Annotated in this window: 17 protein-coding genes; 4 read left to right on the top strand and 13 right to left on the bottom strand. The window is 63.0% G+C overall.

Annotation, left to right across the window (positions count from 1 at the left end):
• Window positions 1–35: 35 nt before the first annotated feature.
• Window positions 36–458 (bottom strand): hypothetical protein, encoded by a 423-nt coding sequence (locus tag E5222_RS07100; protein WP_136693079.1) that lies wholly within the window; start codon window positions 456–458, stop codon window positions 36–38.
• Between the two features lie 159 nt (window positions 459–617).
• On the opposite strand from E5222_RS07100, the gene E5222_RS07105 reads away from it, so the two are divergent.
• Genes E5222_RS07105 through E5222_RS07115 form a run of 3 tightly spaced genes read left to right on the top strand, consistent with a single transcriptional unit; the run spans window position 618 to window position 3,903 of the window.
• Window positions 618–2,588, top strand: a complete 1,971-nt coding sequence (locus E5222_RS07105; protein ID WP_136693080.1) for a Tad domain-containing protein — start codon at window positions 618–620, stop codon at window positions 2,586–2,588.
• Window positions 2,588–3,175, top strand: a complete 588-nt coding sequence (locus tag E5222_RS07110; protein WP_136693081.1) for a TadE/TadG family type IV pilus assembly protein — start codon at window positions 2,588–2,590, stop codon at window positions 3,173–3,175. Before E5222_RS07105 ends, E5222_RS07110 begins: the two co-directional genes overlap by 1 nt.
• On the top strand, window positions 3,175–3,903 hold the full coding sequence (locus E5222_RS07115; RefSeq protein WP_211196115.1) for a TadE/TadG family type IV pilus assembly protein: 729 nt from the start codon (window positions 3,175–3,177) through the stop codon (window positions 3,901–3,903). Before E5222_RS07110 ends, E5222_RS07115 begins: the two co-directional genes overlap by 1 nt.
• A gap of 42 nt (window positions 3,904–3,945) precedes the next feature.
• Here the strand turns inward: E5222_RS07115 and E5222_RS16520 are convergent, their stop codons facing one another.
• The 4 genes from E5222_RS16520 to E5222_RS07130 form a co-directional block, all read right to left on the bottom strand.
• The gene (locus E5222_RS16520; RefSeq protein ID WP_169053516.1) at window positions 3,946–4,113 is read right to left on the bottom strand and encodes a hypothetical protein; all 168 of its coding nucleotides are present in this window, start codon (window positions 4,111–4,113) and stop codon (window positions 3,946–3,948) included.
• A gap of 115 nt (window positions 4,114–4,228) precedes the next feature.
• Window positions 4,229–5,638, bottom strand: a complete 1,410-nt coding sequence (lpdA, locus tag E5222_RS07120; RefSeq protein WP_136693083.1) for a dihydrolipoyl dehydrogenase — start codon at window positions 5,636–5,638, stop codon at window positions 4,229–4,231.
• Window positions 5,639–5,649: 11 nt separating this feature from the next.
• Window positions 5,650–5,982 (bottom strand): acyl-CoA thioesterase, encoded by a 333-nt coding sequence (locus tag E5222_RS07125; protein WP_136693776.1) that lies wholly within the window; start codon window positions 5,980–5,982, stop codon window positions 5,650–5,652.
• Between the two features lie 233 nt (window positions 5,983–6,215).
• On the bottom strand, window positions 6,216–7,478 hold the full coding sequence (locus E5222_RS07130) for a pyruvate dehydrogenase complex dihydrolipoamide acetyltransferase (RefSeq protein ID WP_136693084.1): 1,263 nt from the start codon (window positions 7,476–7,478) through the stop codon (window positions 6,216–6,218).
• 142 nt (window positions 7,479–7,620) lie between these two features.
• On the opposite strand from E5222_RS07130, the gene E5222_RS07135 reads away from it, so the two are divergent.
• The gene (locus E5222_RS07135; protein ID WP_136693085.1) at window positions 7,621–8,073 is read left to right on the top strand and encodes a universal stress protein; all 453 of its coding nucleotides are present in this window, start codon (window positions 7,621–7,623) and stop codon (window positions 8,071–8,073) included.
• A 143-nt stretch (window positions 8,074–8,216) separates the two neighbouring features.
• Here the strand turns inward: E5222_RS07135 and E5222_RS07140 are convergent, their stop codons facing one another.
• The 8 genes from E5222_RS07140 to E5222_RS07175 all read right to left on the bottom strand — a co-directional run bounded on the left by E5222_RS07140 (window position 8,217) and on the right by E5222_RS07175 (window position 17,913).
• Window positions 8,217–10,514, bottom strand: a complete 2,298-nt coding sequence (locus E5222_RS07140) for a ribonuclease R family protein (protein ID WP_136693086.1) — start codon at window positions 10,512–10,514, stop codon at window positions 8,217–8,219.
• 45 nt (window positions 10,515–10,559) lie between these two features.
• Window positions 10,560–11,912: a M28 family peptidase gene (locus E5222_RS07145; RefSeq protein WP_136693087.1), complete on the bottom strand. Its 1,353-nt coding sequence runs from the start codon at window positions 11,910–11,912 to the stop codon at window positions 10,560–10,562.
• Window positions 11,913–11,949: 37 nt separating this feature from the next.
• Entirely contained in the window at window positions 11,950–13,494 is a 1,545-nt protein-coding gene (gene proS / locus E5222_RS07150; protein WP_136693088.1) for a proline--tRNA ligase, read from the bottom strand.
• A 123-nt stretch (window positions 13,495–13,617) separates the two neighbouring features.
• Complete coding sequence (gene phaR / locus E5222_RS07155; RefSeq protein ID WP_136693089.1) at window positions 13,618–14,169, bottom strand: polyhydroxyalkanoate synthesis repressor PhaR; 552 nt, start codon at window positions 14,167–14,169, stop codon at window positions 13,618–13,620.
• A gap of 87 nt (window positions 14,170–14,256) precedes the next feature.
• Window positions 14,257–15,309 (bottom strand): alanine racemase, encoded by a 1,053-nt coding sequence (gene alr / locus E5222_RS07160; protein WP_136693090.1) that lies wholly within the window; start codon window positions 15,307–15,309, stop codon window positions 14,257–14,259.
• Window positions 15,296–16,939 (bottom strand): MFS transporter, encoded by a 1,644-nt coding sequence (locus E5222_RS07165; protein WP_136693091.1) that lies wholly within the window; start codon window positions 16,937–16,939, stop codon window positions 15,296–15,298. The genes alr and E5222_RS07165 overlap by 14 nt, the downstream gene beginning before the upstream one ends.
• Before the next feature lie 33 nt (window positions 16,940–16,972).
• The gene (locus tag E5222_RS07170; RefSeq protein WP_136693092.1) at window positions 16,973–17,404 is read right to left on the bottom strand and encodes an iron-sulfur cluster assembly scaffold protein; all 432 of its coding nucleotides are present in this window, start codon (window positions 17,402–17,404) and stop codon (window positions 16,973–16,975) included.
• Window positions 17,404–17,913 carry a CvpA family protein gene (locus tag E5222_RS07175; RefSeq protein WP_136693093.1) on the bottom strand — a complete coding sequence of 170 codons (510 nt, stop codon included), beginning with the start codon at window positions 17,911–17,913 and terminating at the stop codon, window positions 17,404–17,406. Before E5222_RS07175 ends, E5222_RS07170 begins: the two co-directional genes overlap by 1 nt.
• Window positions 17,914–17,919: the final 6 nt, after the last annotated feature.

The raw sequence follows: 17,919 nt of genomic DNA on the forward strand, positions 1-17,919 counted from the left end.
CCTCATGCGCCCGAAGAGCGCGGGAGGCTGGATCTTCAATTGAGCGCGCGCCGAATGTCCTCGGCCATGTTCGCGCGGGATCGCTCGACGATATCCGCGCCTCGAGGAACATCTGAGCTGTTCCTGGCTGGACCGTCGCCATTGCTTGCTAGTCCATCGTCTTCGCCAGACAGGTCCTGGTCGGCTTCGGCATCATCCCAACCGTCAGAATCGCTCTCCCAGAAGTCGTCGCCGGAGTCTTCACCCCAACCGCCTCCGGAAGGCTGTTGGTCCACCTCACCTGCAGGACGTGCCGCAAGGCGTGGGGCATTGTCGGCGTCGGAGCCGCCTTCTTCCCAGTCGCTCTCGACCATTCCGGTCACGTTGCCGGCCAGCCCCGACCTGTCTTCACCGCCAACGATCATCAGGGCCAGGAAAACAAAGACAGCGGCAAAGGCCAATGCACTTTTCGGCTTCATAATACGGGACCTCTCATATGCCCGCATTCACACATCAGAGTTGATTTTCCGTTAACGAGGATTCGTCAATACTTTGGTAACCCCTTTCCCGCTACTCCCCTGCAAGTGTGTCGAAATTTGTCGGCGCTTTAGGTTCGAAGCTGCATTGGGGCTGTAGGTATGACCACGAAGACTTTCTTGGGAACATTGCTTCGCGATACGTCGGCCAACGTCCTGGCGCTGTCGGCGGCGGCGCTCATTCCGCTGGTGGTTGTTGTCGGCAGCACGGTCGATGTCAGCCGTTATTACATGGCCAGAACGCGCCTGCAGAACGCATGCGACGCCGGCGCGCTGGCCGCACGAAAATCCATGACTTCGGACACGTTCGAGGAAAAGGACCTGCAGCAGGGCCTTGCCTTCTTCGACAACAACTATCCGGCCGGCACCTTCAACCTGCAGAACCTGGAGCGTAGCTACGTCGCGGATTCCGAAGGCATTGTGAAAGGTGAAGGAAAAGGCGTTCTGCCGACCTCCATGATGAGCATCTTCGGTCTCGGCACCTTCCCGCTCAAGGTGAGGTGCTCCGCCGAAATCAACATCTCGCACACGGATATCATGTTCGTGCTCGACGTTACCGGCTCGATGAACTGCCCGGAAACCAACTCGGGTTGCGGTAACAACGGCAATAAAGAGGAAGACACTTCCAAGATCGTCGGTTTGCGGCAGGCGGTGGTCGATTTCTACAATACGGTTGAAGGCGCCTCTGACGGTAGCGCGCGTATCCGCTACGGCTTCGTGCCTTACTCCCAGCAGGTCAATGTCGGTGGCTCGATCGACCCGCAATACATGGCGAATTCGGCAAGCTACAACACCCGTGTGCCGGAATTCGGCAAGTGGGGATCCGAAGAAGACTTTGAGTGGGGAGAAATCTCCAACCGCCGAAATTACCAAACCAAGTCCACGGAAGACCTCCGGGTGGACGAGGACGTCACCAGCGAGTCCCAGTGTGAGGCTGCGGGCCTTGCGGCCGGGGCAACAGTAAATTACGAAGACGCCTGGACCGGCGAACTTTGGAATGTGTCCGAAGGGAATGAGACAACTATACCCAAAGTGACGATCACTACCGATGTGCGCGGCAGTGGGAAATTCAGGCGGGGTGTAGTATATGGTGATTGGGTGAAACCTCGTCGTCAACCAGGGAAATGCACGATCAAGTTTCGCGTTGACGAGTACTCTGCCGATTACACTGGCAAGCTCATCACGCATTGGGATCCCGAACCGTTCGGCTACTGGAACTACAAGTCGAATGAGTGGGATGTGAGCGGGCTTTATGGCCCCAATAAACGCATTACGCTTCCGACCGGGGAGAACGGTACCGATCAAATCCACACCTGGAACGGCTGTATCGAGGAAGCCAAGACGATCAAGAACGTCACGACTGATCCGCTCAATCCCAACGCCTACGACCTCGACATCAATCTTGTGCCTTCCACCGACGAGCAGAGGTGGAAGCCGGCATTGCCGTCGGTCTATTGGGAACGCAAGAAGTACAGGAGCACCCTCGATGAGGTGACCTCCATCGATTGGCCCAATCAGGACCAGCCGGACTCCGACGCCACCCTGTGCCCGAAAGCGGCCGTTCGTCTCGCCGAGATGGATCTTGATACCGTGACGAATTACGTCTCCTACAGCCATGGCTTCAGGGCCCGTGGCAGCACCTACCATGATATCGGCATGCTGTGGGGCGCGCGCTTCATCAGCCCGCGCGGCATGTACCGTAGCGACAACGAAGCCCTGCCGAATGGTGAGGCGATCTCGCGCCACATCGTCTTCATGACTGACGGTATCATGCAACCGAATGCAACGGCCTACTCGCCATATGGCGTGCACTGGTGGGATCGCCGAGTAACTACCGCCACTGGCAGTGATACGCTTACGAGTGTTCACACGGCCCGCTTCCTGGCGGCCTGCCGCCAGGCCCGCGCCGAAAACATCTCGGTCTGGGTGGTGGCCTTCGGCACCTCTCTTTCGGACGACCTCAAGGCTTGCGCCACGCCTGGCCGTGCGTTTGAAGCCGCGAAGTCCTCGGACTTGTCAGCCAAGTTCAAGGAAATCGCCGATAAGATCGCTTCGCTGAGGTTGACCAACTGATGGCCCGGCTGCGCAAGATCCGCTCCGACGAGACGGGCGCTACCGTTGTCGAATTCGCAATGGTCCTGCCGATCCTGCTCGTGATGGTCATCGGCATCTTCGATGTCGCGATGAACCTCTACGCGCAGTCGGTCCTGCAGGGGCTGATGCAGCAGGCCGGCCGCGAATTCTCGCTGGAGGATTCGCGTGACCGCCAGGCGAAGGTCGAGGGTTATATCACCGACCAGATCAAGTTGGTGGCCCCCGGCGCCCAGTTGCAGTTCGTGCGTGATGCCTATTTCGACTTCTCGGACGTTGGCGAGCCCGAAACCTTCGTTGACGGCAATAGCGACGGCGAATGCAACAATGGCGAGATCTTCGACGATTATAACGGCAACGGCACTTTCGACCTGGACCGCGGCGAATCCGGCTTCGGTGGTGCGCGTGACGCGGTGCTGTTCACCTCCATCGTCACCTATCCGCGCCTGTTCCCGATGGACGGGCTTCTGGGCCTGACCGACACGGTGACGATCCGCGCATCGACGGTACTCCGGAACCAGCCTTTCGACGACCAGGACCGCACGTTTCCGACGGGGAATTGCAGCTGATGACGAACATGATCGACTCCAAGCGCACCGCTCCTTTGCAGAGCCTCTTCAGCAGGTTGATGAGCGACACCAGCGGTGTTGCGTTGACCGAGTTCGCCTATGTCGCGCCTATGTTCATGACGCTGGGGATTCTCGGTCTCGACACGGCTAATTTCGTGGTCACCCACATGCGCATCAGCCAGGTTGCACTGCAAGTGGCCGACAACGCCTCACGCGTGGGCGAACTGGATGTCTTGCAAGAGCGCAAGGTGACCGAGGCGGACATCAACGACGTCTTCGTCGGTGCGGAACGCTATGCCAGCGGCCTGAAGATCGGCCAGAACGGGCGGATCATCCTCTCCAGTCTGGAAGTGTTGCCCCCCGCGCCAGGTGAGGAGCGCGAAGAGGGAGTCGAGCCTCAATATATTCACTGGCAGCGTTGCTACGGCCAGAAGGATTACTACTCGAGCTATGGCAGTCAAGGCGACGGGCTTGAGCAAGAGGACAACTTCCAAGGCATGGGCGACGACACCGCCCTGATCAAAGCCACCAAAAGCGAGGCGGTGATGTTCGTCGAAGTGGCTTTCGACTATGAGTCGATCAGCCCTTTCTCCGTCTTCGATGGCCAACAGATCATCTATACCGGCTCGTTCAACGTGCGCGATGCACGCGACTTGACCCGGCTCTATCCGACGGCTGGCCTGGCCACAGCGACGTGCCCGACGCCCACACCGACGCCGACGCCCTGATCGCTCGGGGCTGGCAGAAAGCTCCGCGCTCCCCTTCCGGGGTCAGGTCAGAACGCTGATCGCCGCGCCAAGTACGGCGGCGGCGACCACCAGCAGCAACAACTTGCCGATGCCGAAGCTGCGGTCGTTCTTGCCGTATGCCTTGCGAAAGCTCTCCTTCTGCGGCTTGCGTTCAAGGTCGTGGTAATGACTATGTTTTCTGTCGCGCATTGGCGTTATCCGTACGAAGCCCGTTTCGCGTCATAGACCTTCGCACGGGCCGCGCAAGGATCCTACCCTTCCCTCACCTGATTCCTACCGGTTGCCACCAGGTGGTTTGCCGGGCTCAGATATGCAGCGCGCGTCCGTAGGCGGCGAGCACGCTTTCATGCAGCATCTCGCTCAGCGTCGGATGCGGGAAGACGGTCTGCATCAGTTCCGCCTCGGTCGTCTCCAGCACCTTGCCGACCGTGTAGCCCTGAATCAGCTCGGTCACTTCGGCACCGCACATGTGGGCGCCCAGCAGCTCTCCGGTCTTGGCATCGAACACGGTCTTGATGATGCCCTCGGGCTCTCCCAGCGCGATGGCCTTGCCATTGCCGATGAAGGGGAAGGTGCCGACATTGACCTTGTAGCCGGCTTCCTTCGCCTTCGCCTCGGTCATCCCGACAGATGCCACCTGCGGATGGCAATAGGTGCAGCCGGGGATGGCATTGCGGTCGAGCGGGTGCGGATGCACGTCCTTGTTGCCCAGTTCCTGCGCGATCGCTTCCGCACAGGTCACGCCTTCATGGCTCGCCTTGTGTGCTAGCCACGGGCCGGGCGTGCAATCGCCGATCGCCCACAGTCCCTTGGTCTTGGTGCGGCCATAGGGATCGATCTGGATGAAGCCGCGATCCATCTCCACCAGCTTGTCGATCCCGATATTCTCGGTGTTCGGGACGATGCCGATGGCGGTGATGCAGTGGCTGAACTCGGTGGTTTCGACCTTGCCGTCCTTGGTCTTGATCTTGGCGGTCACGCCCTTGTCGGAGACCTTCAGCTCCTCCACCCCGGCGCCCGTCTTGATGGCGATGCCCTGCTTGGTGAGGCTCTTTTCGAGGAAGGTGGAGATGTCCGCATCTTCCACCGGCACGATCCGGTCGAGCATCTCGACCACGGTCACGTCCACGCCCATATCGTTGTAGAAGCTGGCAAATTCGATGCCGATCGCGCCGGAGCCGATGACCAGCAGCTTCTTCGGCATTTCCGAAGGCGTCATCGCATGGCGATAGGTCCAAACACGCTTGCCGTCCGCCGGGGCGAAGGGCAGGTCGCGGGCCCGCGCACCTGTGGCGACAATCACATGCTTGGCGGTGAGCTTCTCCTCGCCCTTCTCGCCCTTCACCGTCAGCGAGGTCGGGCCGGTCATGGTCCCTACCCCCATATGCACGGTGATCTTGTTCTTCTTCATCAGGTGCGTGACGCCCTGGTTGAGCTGCTTCGCCACGCCGCGCGAACGCTTCACCACCGCGTCGAGATCGGCCTCGATCTCCTTCACCTTCAACCCGTAATCGCCGGCATGCTGCATATAGTGGAAGATCTCCGCCGAGCGCAGCAGCGCCTTGGTGGGAATGCAGCCCCAGTTGAGGCAGATGCCGCCCAGCAGCTCACGCTCCACAATGGCGGTCTTCAGCCCCAGCTGCGCGCAGCGGATGGCGGCGACATAGCCGCCGGGACCGGAACCGAGAACGATGACGTCGTAGCTGTTGGCCACTGGGTATGCTCCTATGCTTCTATCGGGCGCGGTCGCCCGCTATCGTCGACGGCGACGAAGGTGAACTTGGCCTGGGTGACCTTGACGGCGTTTTCGGTATGCCGTTCGCGCCGCCAGGCTTCCACGGCGATGACCATGCTGCTGCGGCCGACCTTCTCGATCTCGGTATAGACCGAAACCTCGCAGCCGACCTTCACGGGCTGGAGGAACTGCATGCCGTCCATCGCCACCGTCACCGCCCGCCCGCGCGAGTGGCGCGCCGCGGTGAGACCGGCGGCATTGTCCATGATCGAGACCAGCCAACCCCCAAAGATGTCACCATAGGCATTGGTGTCGCGCGGCATGGCGGTGACGCGAATGGCCGGATCGCGGCCCGCATGGATCTCCGCCTCGGTCAAAATCGGTCCCGCGAAATTGACGAAGTTGACATCGTGACGATCCCGGATTCGACAGAATTATACCGCAGTGTCAGAAGTTTACCGCTCTCTTGCGAAGTTGACAGATCGCAGAACAAATTCACTTTGCACACCTTTGACGAAACCTCGGCCATGGCAGCATCGCCGGCTTGTAGGAAAGCCTAGGCCAGCAGCCCCAGCGGGTTCTCGATCAGCTCCTTGAACACCTTCATCAGCTGCGCGCCGTCCGCACCGTCGATGGCGCGGTGATCGAAGCTGCCGGTGGCGCTCATCACCGTGGCGATTTGCAGGCTGTCGTCGACGACATAGGGGCGCTTCTCGCCCGCGCCGATCGCCATGATCATCGCCTGCGGCGGGTTGATGACGGCTTCGAACTGCTTGATACCGAACATGCCCATGTTGGAGAGCGAGGCGGTGCCGCCCTGGTATTCCTCTGGCGCCAGCTTGCCTTCGCGAGCGCGGCCCGCAAGGTCCTTCATTTCGGTCGAGATGGCCGAGACCGTCTTGTTGCCCGCATCCTTGATGATCGGCGTGATCAGCCCGCCATCGATGGAGACGGCGACCGAGATATCGGCACGGCTGAACTTGAGCAGCGTGTCGCCCGCAAACTGCACATTGCAGACCGGCACGGCGACCAGCGCCTTGGCCAGCGCCTTGATCAAGAGGTCGTTCACCGAGAGCTTCACGCCCTGCGATTCGAGCGATGCGTTGATCTCGCTGCGCAGCTTGAGCAGCTTGTCGAGCTGGATGTCCACCGTGAGGTAGATGTGCGGGATCTGCTGCTTCGATTCGGTCAGGCGGCGCGCGATGGTCTTGCGCATTCCGGAAAGCTTTTCGACCTCGTGCGGGATGCCGAAATCCTGCGCTTCGGCAGGCGCGGCAATCGGGGCCGCGGCGGGAGCGGCCGCGCCGGGCTTCGCGCCCTCGACATCGGCCTTCACGATGCGGCCATTGGGGCCGGAGCCCTTCACGGTCGACAGGTCGATGCCCTTCTGTTCGGCAATCCGCTTGGCCAGCGGCGAAGCGACGATGCGGCTGCCCGATGCGGCAGGGGCCGGTGCGGGAGCGGGCGTCGGCGAAGGCGCGGGAGCCGGTGCGGCGGCCTTTTCCTCGACCGGAGCGGGAGCGGGCGAAGGAGCGGCAGCGCCACCGCCAGCGGGCGCGACCGATGCGGCATCCTCGCCTTCCTCGGCCAGAGTGGCGATCACGGTGCCGACCTGCACGCCTTCCGTGCCTTCTTCCACCTGGATATGGGCGATCACGCCTTCATCCACGGCTTCGAATTCCATGGTCGCCTTGTCGGTCTCGATCTCCGCCATGATATCCCCGGCGGAAACCTGGTCGCCCACTTTCACCAGCCACTTGCTGAGCGTTCCTTCCTCCATCGTGGGGGAAAGGGCGGGCATCTTGATGGCAATCGGCATGGTCTGGCGCGTTTCCTTCCAGCGTCGAATGAGTGAGCGCGATATCAAGGCGTCTAAAGCCAATTTGTGCGTCACAAGCAAGGACCTTGCGCGAAAGGCGGTATCGAACGATATTTCCCGGCCTTCGGGGGAGAGAATAATAATGCGCGTTTACCTGACAATCATCGACGAGACGGAGGAGGCGCGCGTCGCCTTGCGCTTCGCCGCACGGCGTGCCGCCAAGACTGGCGGCATCGTCCATCTGCTGGCTTTGGTGCCCAAGCAGGCCTTTAACGCATTCGGCGGTGTGCAAGCCACGATCGAGGAAGAAGCGCGCGACCGGGCGGAGGTGCTGGCCAACAGCGCCGCCGGCGAATTGATGAGCGAAAGCGGCAAGATGCCGCAGATCGCCGTGCGCGTGGGCGACGGCAAGGCGGTGATTACCGAATATCTCGGCGAGCACCCGGAAGTCGCGGCGCTGGTGCTGGGCGCGGCGGCGGAAGGCCCTCCCGGTCCGCTGGTGGCGCATTTCTCCGCCTGTGTGGGCCAGCTGCCCTGCCCGCTCTTTATCGTGCCGGGCGGGCTTTCCGAGGAAGAGATCGACCGGTTGAGCTAGAACTTCCTCCCTGTGCCGAAGGCATGGGGAGGGGGACCGCCCGAAGGGTGGTGGTGGGGCCGTGGGCCAACCCTGTGTAAAGGCCCTTCCATCAGCGCTGCGCGCCACCACCTCCCCATCGCTTCGCGACAGGGAGGATGTTGTTACTTCCGCTTTCCCCGCCCCTGGTGGCGGATATTGCCGGGACGGCCGCGTTTCCCGACCATGTGCTTGCCCTGCCTGTCCTTGCGCGGGCCGCGAGGCTTTCGCTGCGGGCGGCTGCCGCGCGGCTCGATCGGCTGGCCATCGGCATCGACGGGCTCGAATTTCAGCGCGCCGGTCAGCGGATTGGCCTCCGCCAGCTTGAGCTTCAGCGTGTCGCCCACCGTATAGCGCTGGCCGCTATCCTCGCCGATCAGCGCCTGTGCACCCTCGTCATGGCGGAAATATTCGCGGCCCAGTGAGGAGACCGGCACCAGCCCGTCCCCGCCCAGCTTCACGATGGTGGCGAAGAAGCCGAACTTCTGCACGCCGGTGATGCGGCAATCGAACACCTCGCCTACACGGCCCGAGAGCCATGCGGCAACATAGCGGTCGATCGTATCGCGCTCCGCCTCCATCGCGCGGCGTTCGGTGATGGAGATCGCGTCGGTGATCTTGGTCAGGTCGTCGCGGTCCTGTTCGGACAGGCCGGTCTTCGGCGGCAGGTCCAGCTTCGCATCGGGCTTGGGCTGTTCCAGGCCATAGGCCTCCACCAGCGCGCGATGCACCAGCAAGTCGGCATAGCGGCGGATGGGCGATGTGAAGTGGGCATAGGAGCCGAGCGCGAGGCCGAAATGCCCCGCATTCTTCGGCCCGTAATAGGCCTGCGTCTGGCTGCGCAGCACCGCCTCCATCACCAGCGCCTTCTCGCCCTCGTCAACGATATCCTTCATCATGCGGTTGAACAGGCCGGGCGTGACCACCTGCCCCAGCGCCAGATTCTTGCCGATCGAATCGAAATATTCCTTCAGCGCGATCAGCTTTTCGCGCGTGGGCGGTTCGTGGATGCGATAGACTACCGGGCTGGCCTTCGCCTCCAGCGCCTTGGCCGCCGCGACATTGGCGGCGATCATGAAATCCTCGACCACGCGATGCGCATCGAGCCGGTCGCGCACGGCGATCTCCGCAATCCGGCCCTGCTCGTCCAGCATCACGCGGCGTTCGGGCAGTTCCAGCTCCAGCGGATCGCGGTCGCTGCGCGCACTTTCGAGCACCTTCCAGCAAGCAAACAGGTTCTTGAGATTGTCGTCCGCCTTGCCCGTGTCGATCCGTGCCTGCGCATCCTCATAGGCGATGTTCTCCGCGATCTTCACAATCGCGCGGCTGAAACGCCAGTCGCTGACGAGGCCATCGGCGGAGATATGCATGTGGCAGACCATGGCCGCGCGCGGCTCGTCCTGCCTGAGCGAACAGGCATCGGCAGAGAGCACTTCGGGCAGCATGGGCACGACGCGGTCGGGGAAATAGACCGAATTGCCGCGCCGCCGCGCCTCGCGGTCCAACGCGCCACCGGGACGGACATAGTAGGACACGTCGGCAATCGCGACGAGTGCGTTGAAGCCACCCTTCCCGTCCGGCGCGGCATAGATCGCATCGTCATGGTCGCGCGCATCCGCGGGGTCGATGGCGAGGATCGGGATATGGCGCAAATCCTCGCGCTTCTCCTCGGACAGCGTCAGGCGCGCCGCCGAACTCGCTTCCTTCAGCACGAGGTCGGAGAATGTGTGCGGGATGCCGAACTTGTGGATCGCGATCAGGCTGTAGGAGCGCGGGGCGAGTGGGTCGCCCAGCACCTCGATCACCTTGACGCCCGATCGCGGTGAGCGGCCGGCGGGTTCGGCGAGAACCAACTGCCCTTCCTCAGCCCCGCCAAGGTCGGAGACGGGCGAGGCATTGCGGATCTTCTTGTCCACGGGCGCCAGCCAGCCCTTGCCCGAACGGTCGATCTCGATCACGCCCAGCATCGCGCCTTCCTGCGAAGGCAGTTTCTTCATCGGATGGGCGAGCCACCCGCGTCCCGCTTCCTCGGTACGGGCAAGAATTCGGTCACCCACGCGAAGGGCGGATTGCTTCTTTTTCTCGATCACGCGCAAGCGCGGCGGCGGTGTCGCATCGTCGGGCTGCCAGCTTTCGGGGATCGCCACAGGCTCGCCCTCGTCGATCTCGACCACGCGCAGCACGGTGACCTTGGGCACGCCGCCCATGCGGTGGAAGGCGCTCTTCTTCCCGTCGATCAGCCCTTCCTCGGCCATGTCCTTGAGCAAGGCCTTCAAGGCGATCTTTTCCTGTCCCTTCAGCCGGAAATGCTTGGCGATTTCCCGCTTGCCGACAGTGGTTTCGGACGATTTGACGAAGTCGAGCACCTGCTCCTTGCTGGGCAGGCCGACGAATTTGTGGGGGTTTTTAGGGCGCGATGGCATGTCCTGCGATGTGGGCGCAGGGGCGCAAAAAGACAAGCTTTCCCGCTATTCGCCCGCCAGCGGGTAGAAATCGCCACCCGGCACGCCGCTTGTCACCGGGCTGGAGCTTCCGTCTGCGGCGACTGAGCTGACACCGAATATCCAGTCGTCCCCGCGTTCGGGATAGAGAACCACGTCGATGGGATCGTCTCGCCTGCCTTCGGGCATGTCTTCCGGGCGGATATTGGCGCGCCATTGCCAATCGCGCGCGTCGGTGGGGCGGTACCATACGTCATAGCTGGCAGCGCCTTGCACCTGGTGGATCAGCAGACCAACGTCGGGCCTGACGATCCCGTCCACTTCCACCATTGGAGGCATCGGTGCGCGAGCAAGCCTATCCAGCGCGCGGATATTCAGCTTCGTCACCTCAGCGAGGTAGGGGAAGTCCATCTCGTCCACCGTGTCGCCGTAAGTGGTGCCATCCTCGACGCGCAGGTCCTGGTGCTGGTGCTCGTAATCCTCGATCGCGACCGAGAAGCGGATCGCGGGCAATCCGCGTTCGAGGAACGGGAGGTGGTCCCCGCCCCGCCCCATGCGGTCGCTGCGCCAGGTCTGGCGCACGTCGAGGCCGTCGGGATAGTCCGCCGCCAACCCGTCCAGCCAGCGCGAGATATTGCGGCTGGGGCTGTCATTCGCCCCGCCTCGGCTGCGCATCGCTGCGCGCGTGGCATCGTCCGCATCGGCGCGCACGCCTTCGGAGAAGACGCGCACATGCGCATTGTCGCAAGTGCCGTCCGATCCGCAGGAGCCGCCGACCACATCGTTGTTGAGCACGGCCTTCACCGTCCAGCCCTGCTCCAGCGCGTAATCCGCCATCAGGTGACCGCCGAACAGACCCTGCTCCTCGCCCGAGAGCAGCGCGTAGACTACCGTGGTCGGGTATTGCCGCTGGCTAAGGACACGCGCCGCCTCCAACACCAGCGCGCTGCCGCTGGCATTGTCATTCGCGCCCGGCGCATCGCTCACCGCATCCATCACGTTCGACACGCGGCTGTCGATATGGCCCTGCACGATGACGACCTCGTTAGGCCGTTCGCTGCCGCGCTGGATGGCGACGACGTTCTGGATCAGCACGCCTTCGGGAATGCGGTCGCCGGTGACGACCCGCTCGGGATGGACGATCTCGAGGCACCCGCCGCAGGCCGCTGATATCGCCTCGAACTCCGCCGTGCCCCAGCGCCGCGCGGCGCCAATGCCGCGCTCCGGATCGTCGGGATCGGACAAAGTGTGGCGCGTGCCGAAGGCAACCATGGCCTCCACATCGGCGCGAAGGCGCTGTTCGGAAACGGGGGCGGCGGGATCGTCCTGCGCAGCGACGGGCGCGGCGATCAGGATGGCGAGCAGGGGCAGGATGCGCATAGGCAATCCTATGCGCAGGATATGGCCTGCCGCAAGATCAATAGGCGCGCGCGACCAAGACCCGCTCGACCGCCGGTTCGCCGGTGAAGATGCAGGTGCCGCTCGCCGCTTCGCCACCGCGCGGGACATTGCGCAGGGTGAGCTTGAGCGCCTTCAGCTGCTCGACCACCTTATCCAGCGTCTCGCCACTCGGCTTCGACCATTCGACTTCGACCCAGCCCGGATAGCGCTTGTCCTCGGCGAAGTGCGCCGCGACCTCGTCCATGCTGGTGACGCCGCGCGTAATGTTCGCATCGCGACGTTCGCGCGCCTCGGCAAACAGCGCCTGCTGGATCTCGCCCAGCATGTCCGCTGCGCCACCGATGAAGGCATCGCGGTCGGCGAAGTCGAAATTGGGCTTGCCGTTGTCAGGATTCCACAGCCGGTCGCGGCGCAGCACGGCGAGCTTGCCGTTCTCCATGTCGCGCGGACCGACTTCGACGATGATCGGCGCGCCCTTGCGGACCCAGTCCCAGCGCTTGCCCGCCGCCTTGCCCGGCGTCTTGTCGAGCAGCACGCGCATCGGTTCGCCCAGCGCGGACTGGTCGGCGAGAGCGGCGCGTACTTCCTCACAATAGGCGAGCACGGCCCCATCCTCGGGCTTGTCGCGCAGCATGGGAAGGATGACGATCTGATGCGGCGCGATCTTCGGCGGCACGCGCAGCCCGTCATCGTCGCCATGCGTCATGATGATGCCGCCGACGAGGCGCGTGGAGACGCCCCAGCTGGTCGTGTGGCAGAACTGCTCGCCGCCTTCCTTGTCCTGATACTTGATGCCCGCCGCATGGGCGAAATTGGTGCCGAGATAATGGCTGGTGCCGGCCTGCAGCGCCTTGCCGTCCTGCATCATCGCCTCGATCGACCAGGTTTCGTCCGCGCCCGGAAAACGCTCATTCTCCGGCTTCTCGCCAGCGATCACGGGCATGGCGAGGTCATCCTCGGCGCAAGCGCGATACATTTCCAGCGCGCGGTGCGTTTCTTCCAGCGCATCCTCTCGGGTCGCATGGGCGGTATGGCCTTCCTGCCAGAGGAATTCGCTGGTGCGCAGGAACATGCGGGTGCGCATTTCCCAGCGCACGACATTGGCCCACTGATTGGTCAGCAGCGGCAGGTCGCGCCAGCTCTGGATCCAGCGCGCCATGGCATCGCCGATGATCGTTTCGGAGGTCGGGCGCACCACCAGCGGCTCTTCCAGCTTGGCTTCGGGATCGGGGATCAGCCCGCCCTTGCCGTCAGCGATCAGGCGGTGATGCGTCACCACGGCCATTTCCTTGGCAAAGCCTTCGACATGCTCCGCCTCACGCTCAAAATTGGCGAGCGGGATGAAGATCGGGAAATAGCAGTTCTGCACGCCTGCCGCCTTGATCCGGTCATCCATCAGGCGCTGGATGCGTTCCCAGATGCCATAGCCCCACGGCTTGATAACCATGCAGCCGCGCACACCCGACTCCTCGGCCATGTCGGCGGCGGAGATCACCTCCTGGTACCAGGCGGCGAAATCGTCTTCGCGCTTCGTGTTCAAGGCGTGGCGGATGGCGGACATGGCGGTGGCAATTACCCTGCTGAAATGACAATCGCCCTCCCCTTGCCGCCATGGGGGCGACAAGTCGAGGGCTGAGTTGTGTGGATTGTAGGTGGCTGGAGGCTGGAGGCTGGCCGGGGCGGCTCAGTCGCCCATCTTGTCCAGCTTGTCCTGCATCGCCTTCATCTGCGCGCGCAGTTCGTCCAGATCATCATCGTCGCCGGCAGCGGGCTTGGCCGCCTTGCCGCCCTTGGGGATGAAGGCTTCGGCCGCGGCCTGGAACATCGCCATGTTGGTTTCGGCCATCTTGGCAAAGGCATCGGGGCCCATGCTCGATTTAAAGGCTTCCTGCAGATTGGCCTGATTGGCGCGGAAATTGTCCATCGTCGCTTCGAGATAGGACGGCATCATCGCCTGCATCGAATTGCCATACATGGAGATCAGCTGGCGCAGGAAGCTGACGGGCAGCATCTGCTCTCCGCTCGCCTCTTCCTCCATGATGATCTGGGTCAGGATGGCATGGGTGATGTCGCTGCCGGTCTTGGCGTCCAGCACCTGGAAATCCACGCCTTCGCGCGTCATCCGCGCCAGATCGTCCAGCGTGATGTAGCTGGAGGACTGGGTGTTGTAGAGGCGCCGGTTGGCGTATTTCTTGATAATGATGGGCTCGTCGCCCTTGTCGTTCTTGGAGGCCATGGCCGACGCTTCCCTGCTTTTTGCGATTGCTAAGCGCTTAGCACCTGCAACATCGGCATGGCAATCATGGACATTCGCCTGTGCGATTCAGGTACAGCGATCGAAGCGCGATCCCAAGGTCGTGAGCAGCTCATATTGCGACAGGCCCGATGCAGCGGAGACCTGCGGCAAAGCAAAGGGAATGGCGAGGAAATCGCCTTCGCGCAGGGTTTCGCAGGTGCTGCAATCCACCACGATCATATCCATCGAAACGCGGCCGATCACGGGAAGCGGGTGGCCTTCAAAGTGCAGCATTGTGCCCGGCCCGCGCGAACGCAGGAAGCCGTCGGCATAGCCGATGGAGACGGTGGCGACTTCCATCTCTCGTGTTGCCGTGAACAGGGCGTTGTAACCCACGCTGTCACCCGCCGAGATGCGGCGGCGCTGGATGACCGCGGCTTCGGGAAAAGCGACCTGGCGAATGACGCCTTCCAGTTCTGGCCGCGGGATGCCGCCATAAAGCGCAAGGCCCGGGCGCGTCAGGTCGAAGGCATAGTCACTACCCAACGCAATCCCCGCACTGTTGGCGAGGCTGAGCGCCTTGTGGGAGATGAGAGGGGCGACTTCGCTGAAACGCTCCAGCTGCAAGGCATTGAGCAGCACGTCCTCATCGGCGGAGGCGAGGTGCGACATAAGCACGTCGACCTCCAGCGCGGCAACCGCCGGATCGCCCGCTTCGGACGGGGCAATGCCAAGGCGGTTGATGCCGGTATCGACCATCAGGTGGCAGCGCCCTCCCCCGCTCTCCTGCCACAGCGCAGCCTGCTTCAGGCTGTCGATGACGGGGATCGCACCTGTGGCGCGGGCATATTGCGCCTCTTGAGCGGAGCCAACGCCATGCAGCACGGCGACTTGCCCTGCCGGGACGTGCGGCAACAGTGCGGTCACTTCACCCCAATGCGCGACGAAGAAGATCTCGCAACCGGCATTGCGCAGGGTCGGCACGGCGTGATCGATACCGATCCCATAGGCGTCGGCCTTCACCGCCGCCCCGGCCTTGGCCTTGCCGGAAAGCCGCGCGAGCGCGCGCCAGTTATCCGCCAGCGCCTCCCGGTCGATCCGCAGCCGCAGCGTGGCGGGGGGCGGCTCAGCTATGCTCATCGGAGAAATCGCGTGGCGGCCCGTCCGGCAGGCCCCACCAGGCCACGACCAGCCCGAAGGCAACCACCGCCCACGTATACCACAGGCCGGCATAGGCATTGCCGGTCGTCGCGACGATGAAACCGGCGATCAGCGGCAGGAACCCGCCGAGATAGCCTGCGCCGATATGATAGGGGATGGACATGGAAGAGTAACGGATCTGCGGCGGAAACATCTCGGTCAGCAGCGCAGCGACCGAGCCATATGTCAGCGCCGAAAGCATTCCCAGTACCAGCAACAGGGCGATAATTCCCAATATGTTGAGCAGCGGCGGCGTCTGGCGGGAGAAGTCGTACCCCGCCTCCTCCAGCCATTGCTGCACCTGACCTCGGCGGGAGACAGCATCGTCCCAAGCGATCGCCCCCTCGCCATTCATTGCATGGCTGGTGGCGCCCACTTGCAGCGCGACGGTTTCCGATCCCGCATCGGCGATATCATAGGGAATGCCGAGGCTGGTCAGATCCTCCAGCAGCTTGCCGCAATCGCTATCCTGCACCTCGGCAAAAGGATCGAAGCTGCACTCCGGTCCCGCCACCGTCACCGGAGCCGCCCGCGCGCTTTCCTGCAGGCCTGGATTGGCGAGCGCGCCAATGCCCCAGAAGACCGGGAAGAGCAGCACCAGGGTCAGCCCCGCGCCCAGCACGATGGGCTTCTTGCGCCCCACCCTGTCCGACCACTTGCCGACGACGATGTAGAAACTCATCGCCACGAGACCGGCGATCAGCAGGATCCATTCGACCAGCGAATTCTCCATCCGCATCGGTCCGCGCAGGAAGGAAAGGCCGCTGAAGAAGGCGGTGTACCAGATCGTGGTCAGGATGCCGGTGATGCCGAACAGCGCGATGAAGATGCGCTTGTGGTTGCCGGGATAGGTGAAGCTTTCCTTGAACGGGTTGGCGGACATCTTGCCTTCCGCCTTCATCGCCTGGAACACCGGGCTTTCGGACAGCTTCATGCGCATCCACAGGCTGATCAGCAGCAGCACGATGGACAGCAGGAACGGCACCCGCCAGCCCCAGGCATTGAATTCCTCGGCCGGGATCAGCGTGCGGCAGGCAATCACCACGATGATGGAAAGGACGAAACCGCCCACCACGCTCGCCTGAATGAAGCTGGTGTAAAGGCCGCGCTTTTCGGCCGGGGCATGCTCGGCAACATAGATCGCCGCGCCACCATATTCGCCGCCCAGAGCAAGGCCCTGCAACACCCGGAAGAGCAGCACGATGGCGGGTGCCCACAGGCCGATGGTCTCGGCGCCCGGCACAAGGCCAACGCCAGCGGTCGCAATGCCCATCAGCGTCACCGTGACGAGGAAAGTGTATTTCCGCCCCAGCTTGTCGCCCAGATAGCCGAACAGGATCGCACCCAGCGGACGGAAACCGAAGCCGACCGCGAAACCCGCCCAGACGAGCAGGATCGACAGCGTCTCGTTATCGGCCGGGAAGAAGGCCTGCCCGATCAGCGTAGCGAGCGTGCCGTAGATGAAGAAGTCATACCATTCGAACACCGTGCCCGCAGAGGATGCTGCGATAACGAGCCGCACTTCCTTCGCGCTGGGTTCATGCTGCACACCCTGGCTGTCCGTTGCCATCACTTCCCCCCGACTTTCCGTAAGGAATGGTGCCTAGCTTGCAGCGGGTGCGCTGGATAGTGCCGATATGGCGGCCTTCCACGGCAAGATTATTGCGCCGTGGCGCGCCGGATAGTCACGTGCGGGAGCGATCAGGACGAGGTCGGGCCATTCGGCAATGGGCGCCTCGCCATCCAGCCAGCCCTCGATCCGGTCATGCGCGGCGAGCATTTCTTCAAGGTTCATACCCTTGGCATGGCGCGCGAAAATGGCGGCGGAGGCCTGCCCTACCGCGCATGCCCGCACACGCATGCCCAGCGTTTCGATCCGCCCGGTGTCATCCAGCGACACGTCGAGCGCGAGCGTGCTGCCGCAAGTCGTGGAGCGCGCTTCGCCATGGAACGGCAGGTTCTCCATCGCCGGCCATCCGGCCAGTTCGACAGTCAGAGCCAGCAATTCGGGCGTATAGAGCTTCTCCGCGCTCATCATCCCTCGCCATTCAGCACCGCGCGCCGCTCCTCGATCAGCTTCACCATCGCCTCTGCACTGGCATTGACGAAGGGATAGGTGCGCGCGGTCGTCATCCATGCCGGCCTCCCGGCAACGCCCCACGCCGTGTCATAACCCAGCGCCAGCATGGAGAAGGCCATCACCACGATGATCATGCCCTTCACTGCGCCGAAGCCGAAGCCCAGCACGCGGTCGATCGGGCCGAGCAGCGAATTGCGCGCACCATCACCCGCGCGCCGGGCGATCATGCGCATGGCGACATAGGGAATCAGCAGCAGGAAGGCGAAGGCCAGAAGCGACGCCGCCACCGGCGTGCCGATATACTGGAAGATCAGCGCCGTAAGGTCGGTGTGGAGGAAGTAGATCGCGGCAATCGCCACGCCCCAGGCCGCAAGCGAGAGAACCTCCTGCACGAATCCACGCAGGAAACCGCCAATGGCCGCGATGCCGAGAATAATCAGCACGATAATGTCGAAAGCGTTCATGTCGTA

Source organism: Alteraurantiacibacter aquimixticola (assembly GCF_004965515.1).
GTDB lineage: Bacteria > Pseudomonadota > Alphaproteobacteria > Sphingomonadales > Sphingomonadaceae > Alteraurantiacibacter > Alteraurantiacibacter aquimixticola.

What these genes read in the sequence shown, in the direction of transcription:
- E5222_RS07100 (WP_136693079.1), bottom strand. Translation starts at nt 458, where the DNA reads ATGAAGCCGAAAAGTGCATTGGCCTTTGCCGCTGTCTTTGTTTTCCTG.
- E5222_RS07105 (WP_136693080.1), top strand. Translation starts at nt 618, where the DNA reads ATGACCACGAAGACTTTCTTGGGAACATTGCTTCGCGATACGTCGGCC.
- E5222_RS07110 (WP_136693081.1), top strand. Translation starts at nt 2,588, where the DNA reads ATGGCCCGGCTGCGCAAGATCCGCTCCGACGAGACGGGCGCTACCGTT.
- E5222_RS07115 (WP_211196115.1), top strand. Translation starts at nt 3,175, where the DNA reads ATGACGAACATGATCGACTCCAAGCGCACCGCTCCTTTGCAGAGCCTC.
- E5222_RS16520 (WP_169053516.1), bottom strand. Translation starts at nt 4,113, where the DNA reads ATGCGCGACAGAAAACATAGTCATTACCACGACCTTGAACGCAAGCCG.
- E5222_RS07125 (WP_136693776.1), bottom strand. Translation starts at nt 5,982, where the DNA reads ATGCCGCGCGACACCAATGCCTATGGTGACATCTTTGGGGGTTGGCTG.
- E5222_RS07130 (WP_136693084.1), bottom strand. Translation starts at nt 7,478, where the DNA reads ATGCCGATTGCCATCAAGATGCCCGCCCTTTCCCCCACGATGGAGGAA.
- E5222_RS07135 (WP_136693085.1), top strand. Translation starts at nt 7,621, where the DNA reads ATGCGCGTTTACCTGACAATCATCGACGAGACGGAGGAGGCGCGCGTC.
- E5222_RS07140 (WP_136693086.1), bottom strand. Translation starts at nt 10,514, where the DNA reads ATGCCATCGCGCCCTAAAAACCCCCACAAATTCGTCGGCCTGCCCAGC.
- E5222_RS07145 (WP_136693087.1), bottom strand. Translation starts at nt 11,912, where the DNA reads ATGCGCATCCTGCCCCTGCTCGCCATCCTGATCGCCGCGCCCGTCGCT.
- proS (WP_136693088.1), bottom strand. Translation starts at nt 13,494, where the DNA reads ATGTCCGCCATCCGCCACGCCTTGAACACGAAGCGCGAAGACGATTTC.
- phaR (WP_136693089.1), bottom strand. Translation starts at nt 14,169, where the DNA reads ATGGCCTCCAAGAACGACAAGGGCGACGAGCCCATCATTATCAAGAAA.
- alr (WP_136693090.1), bottom strand. Translation starts at nt 15,309, where the DNA reads ATGAGCATAGCTGAGCCGCCCCCCGCCACGCTGCGGCTGCGGATCGAC.
- E5222_RS07165 (WP_136693091.1), bottom strand. Translation starts at nt 16,939, where the DNA reads ATGGCAACGGACAGCCAGGGTGTGCAGCATGAACCCAGCGCGAAGGAA.
- E5222_RS07170 (WP_136693092.1), bottom strand. Translation starts at nt 17,404, where the DNA reads ATGAGCGCGGAGAAGCTCTATACGCCCGAATTGCTGGCTCTGACTGTC.
- E5222_RS07175 (WP_136693093.1), bottom strand. Translation starts at nt 17,913, where the DNA reads ATGAACGCTTTCGACATTATCGTGCTGATTATTCTCGGCATCGCGGCC.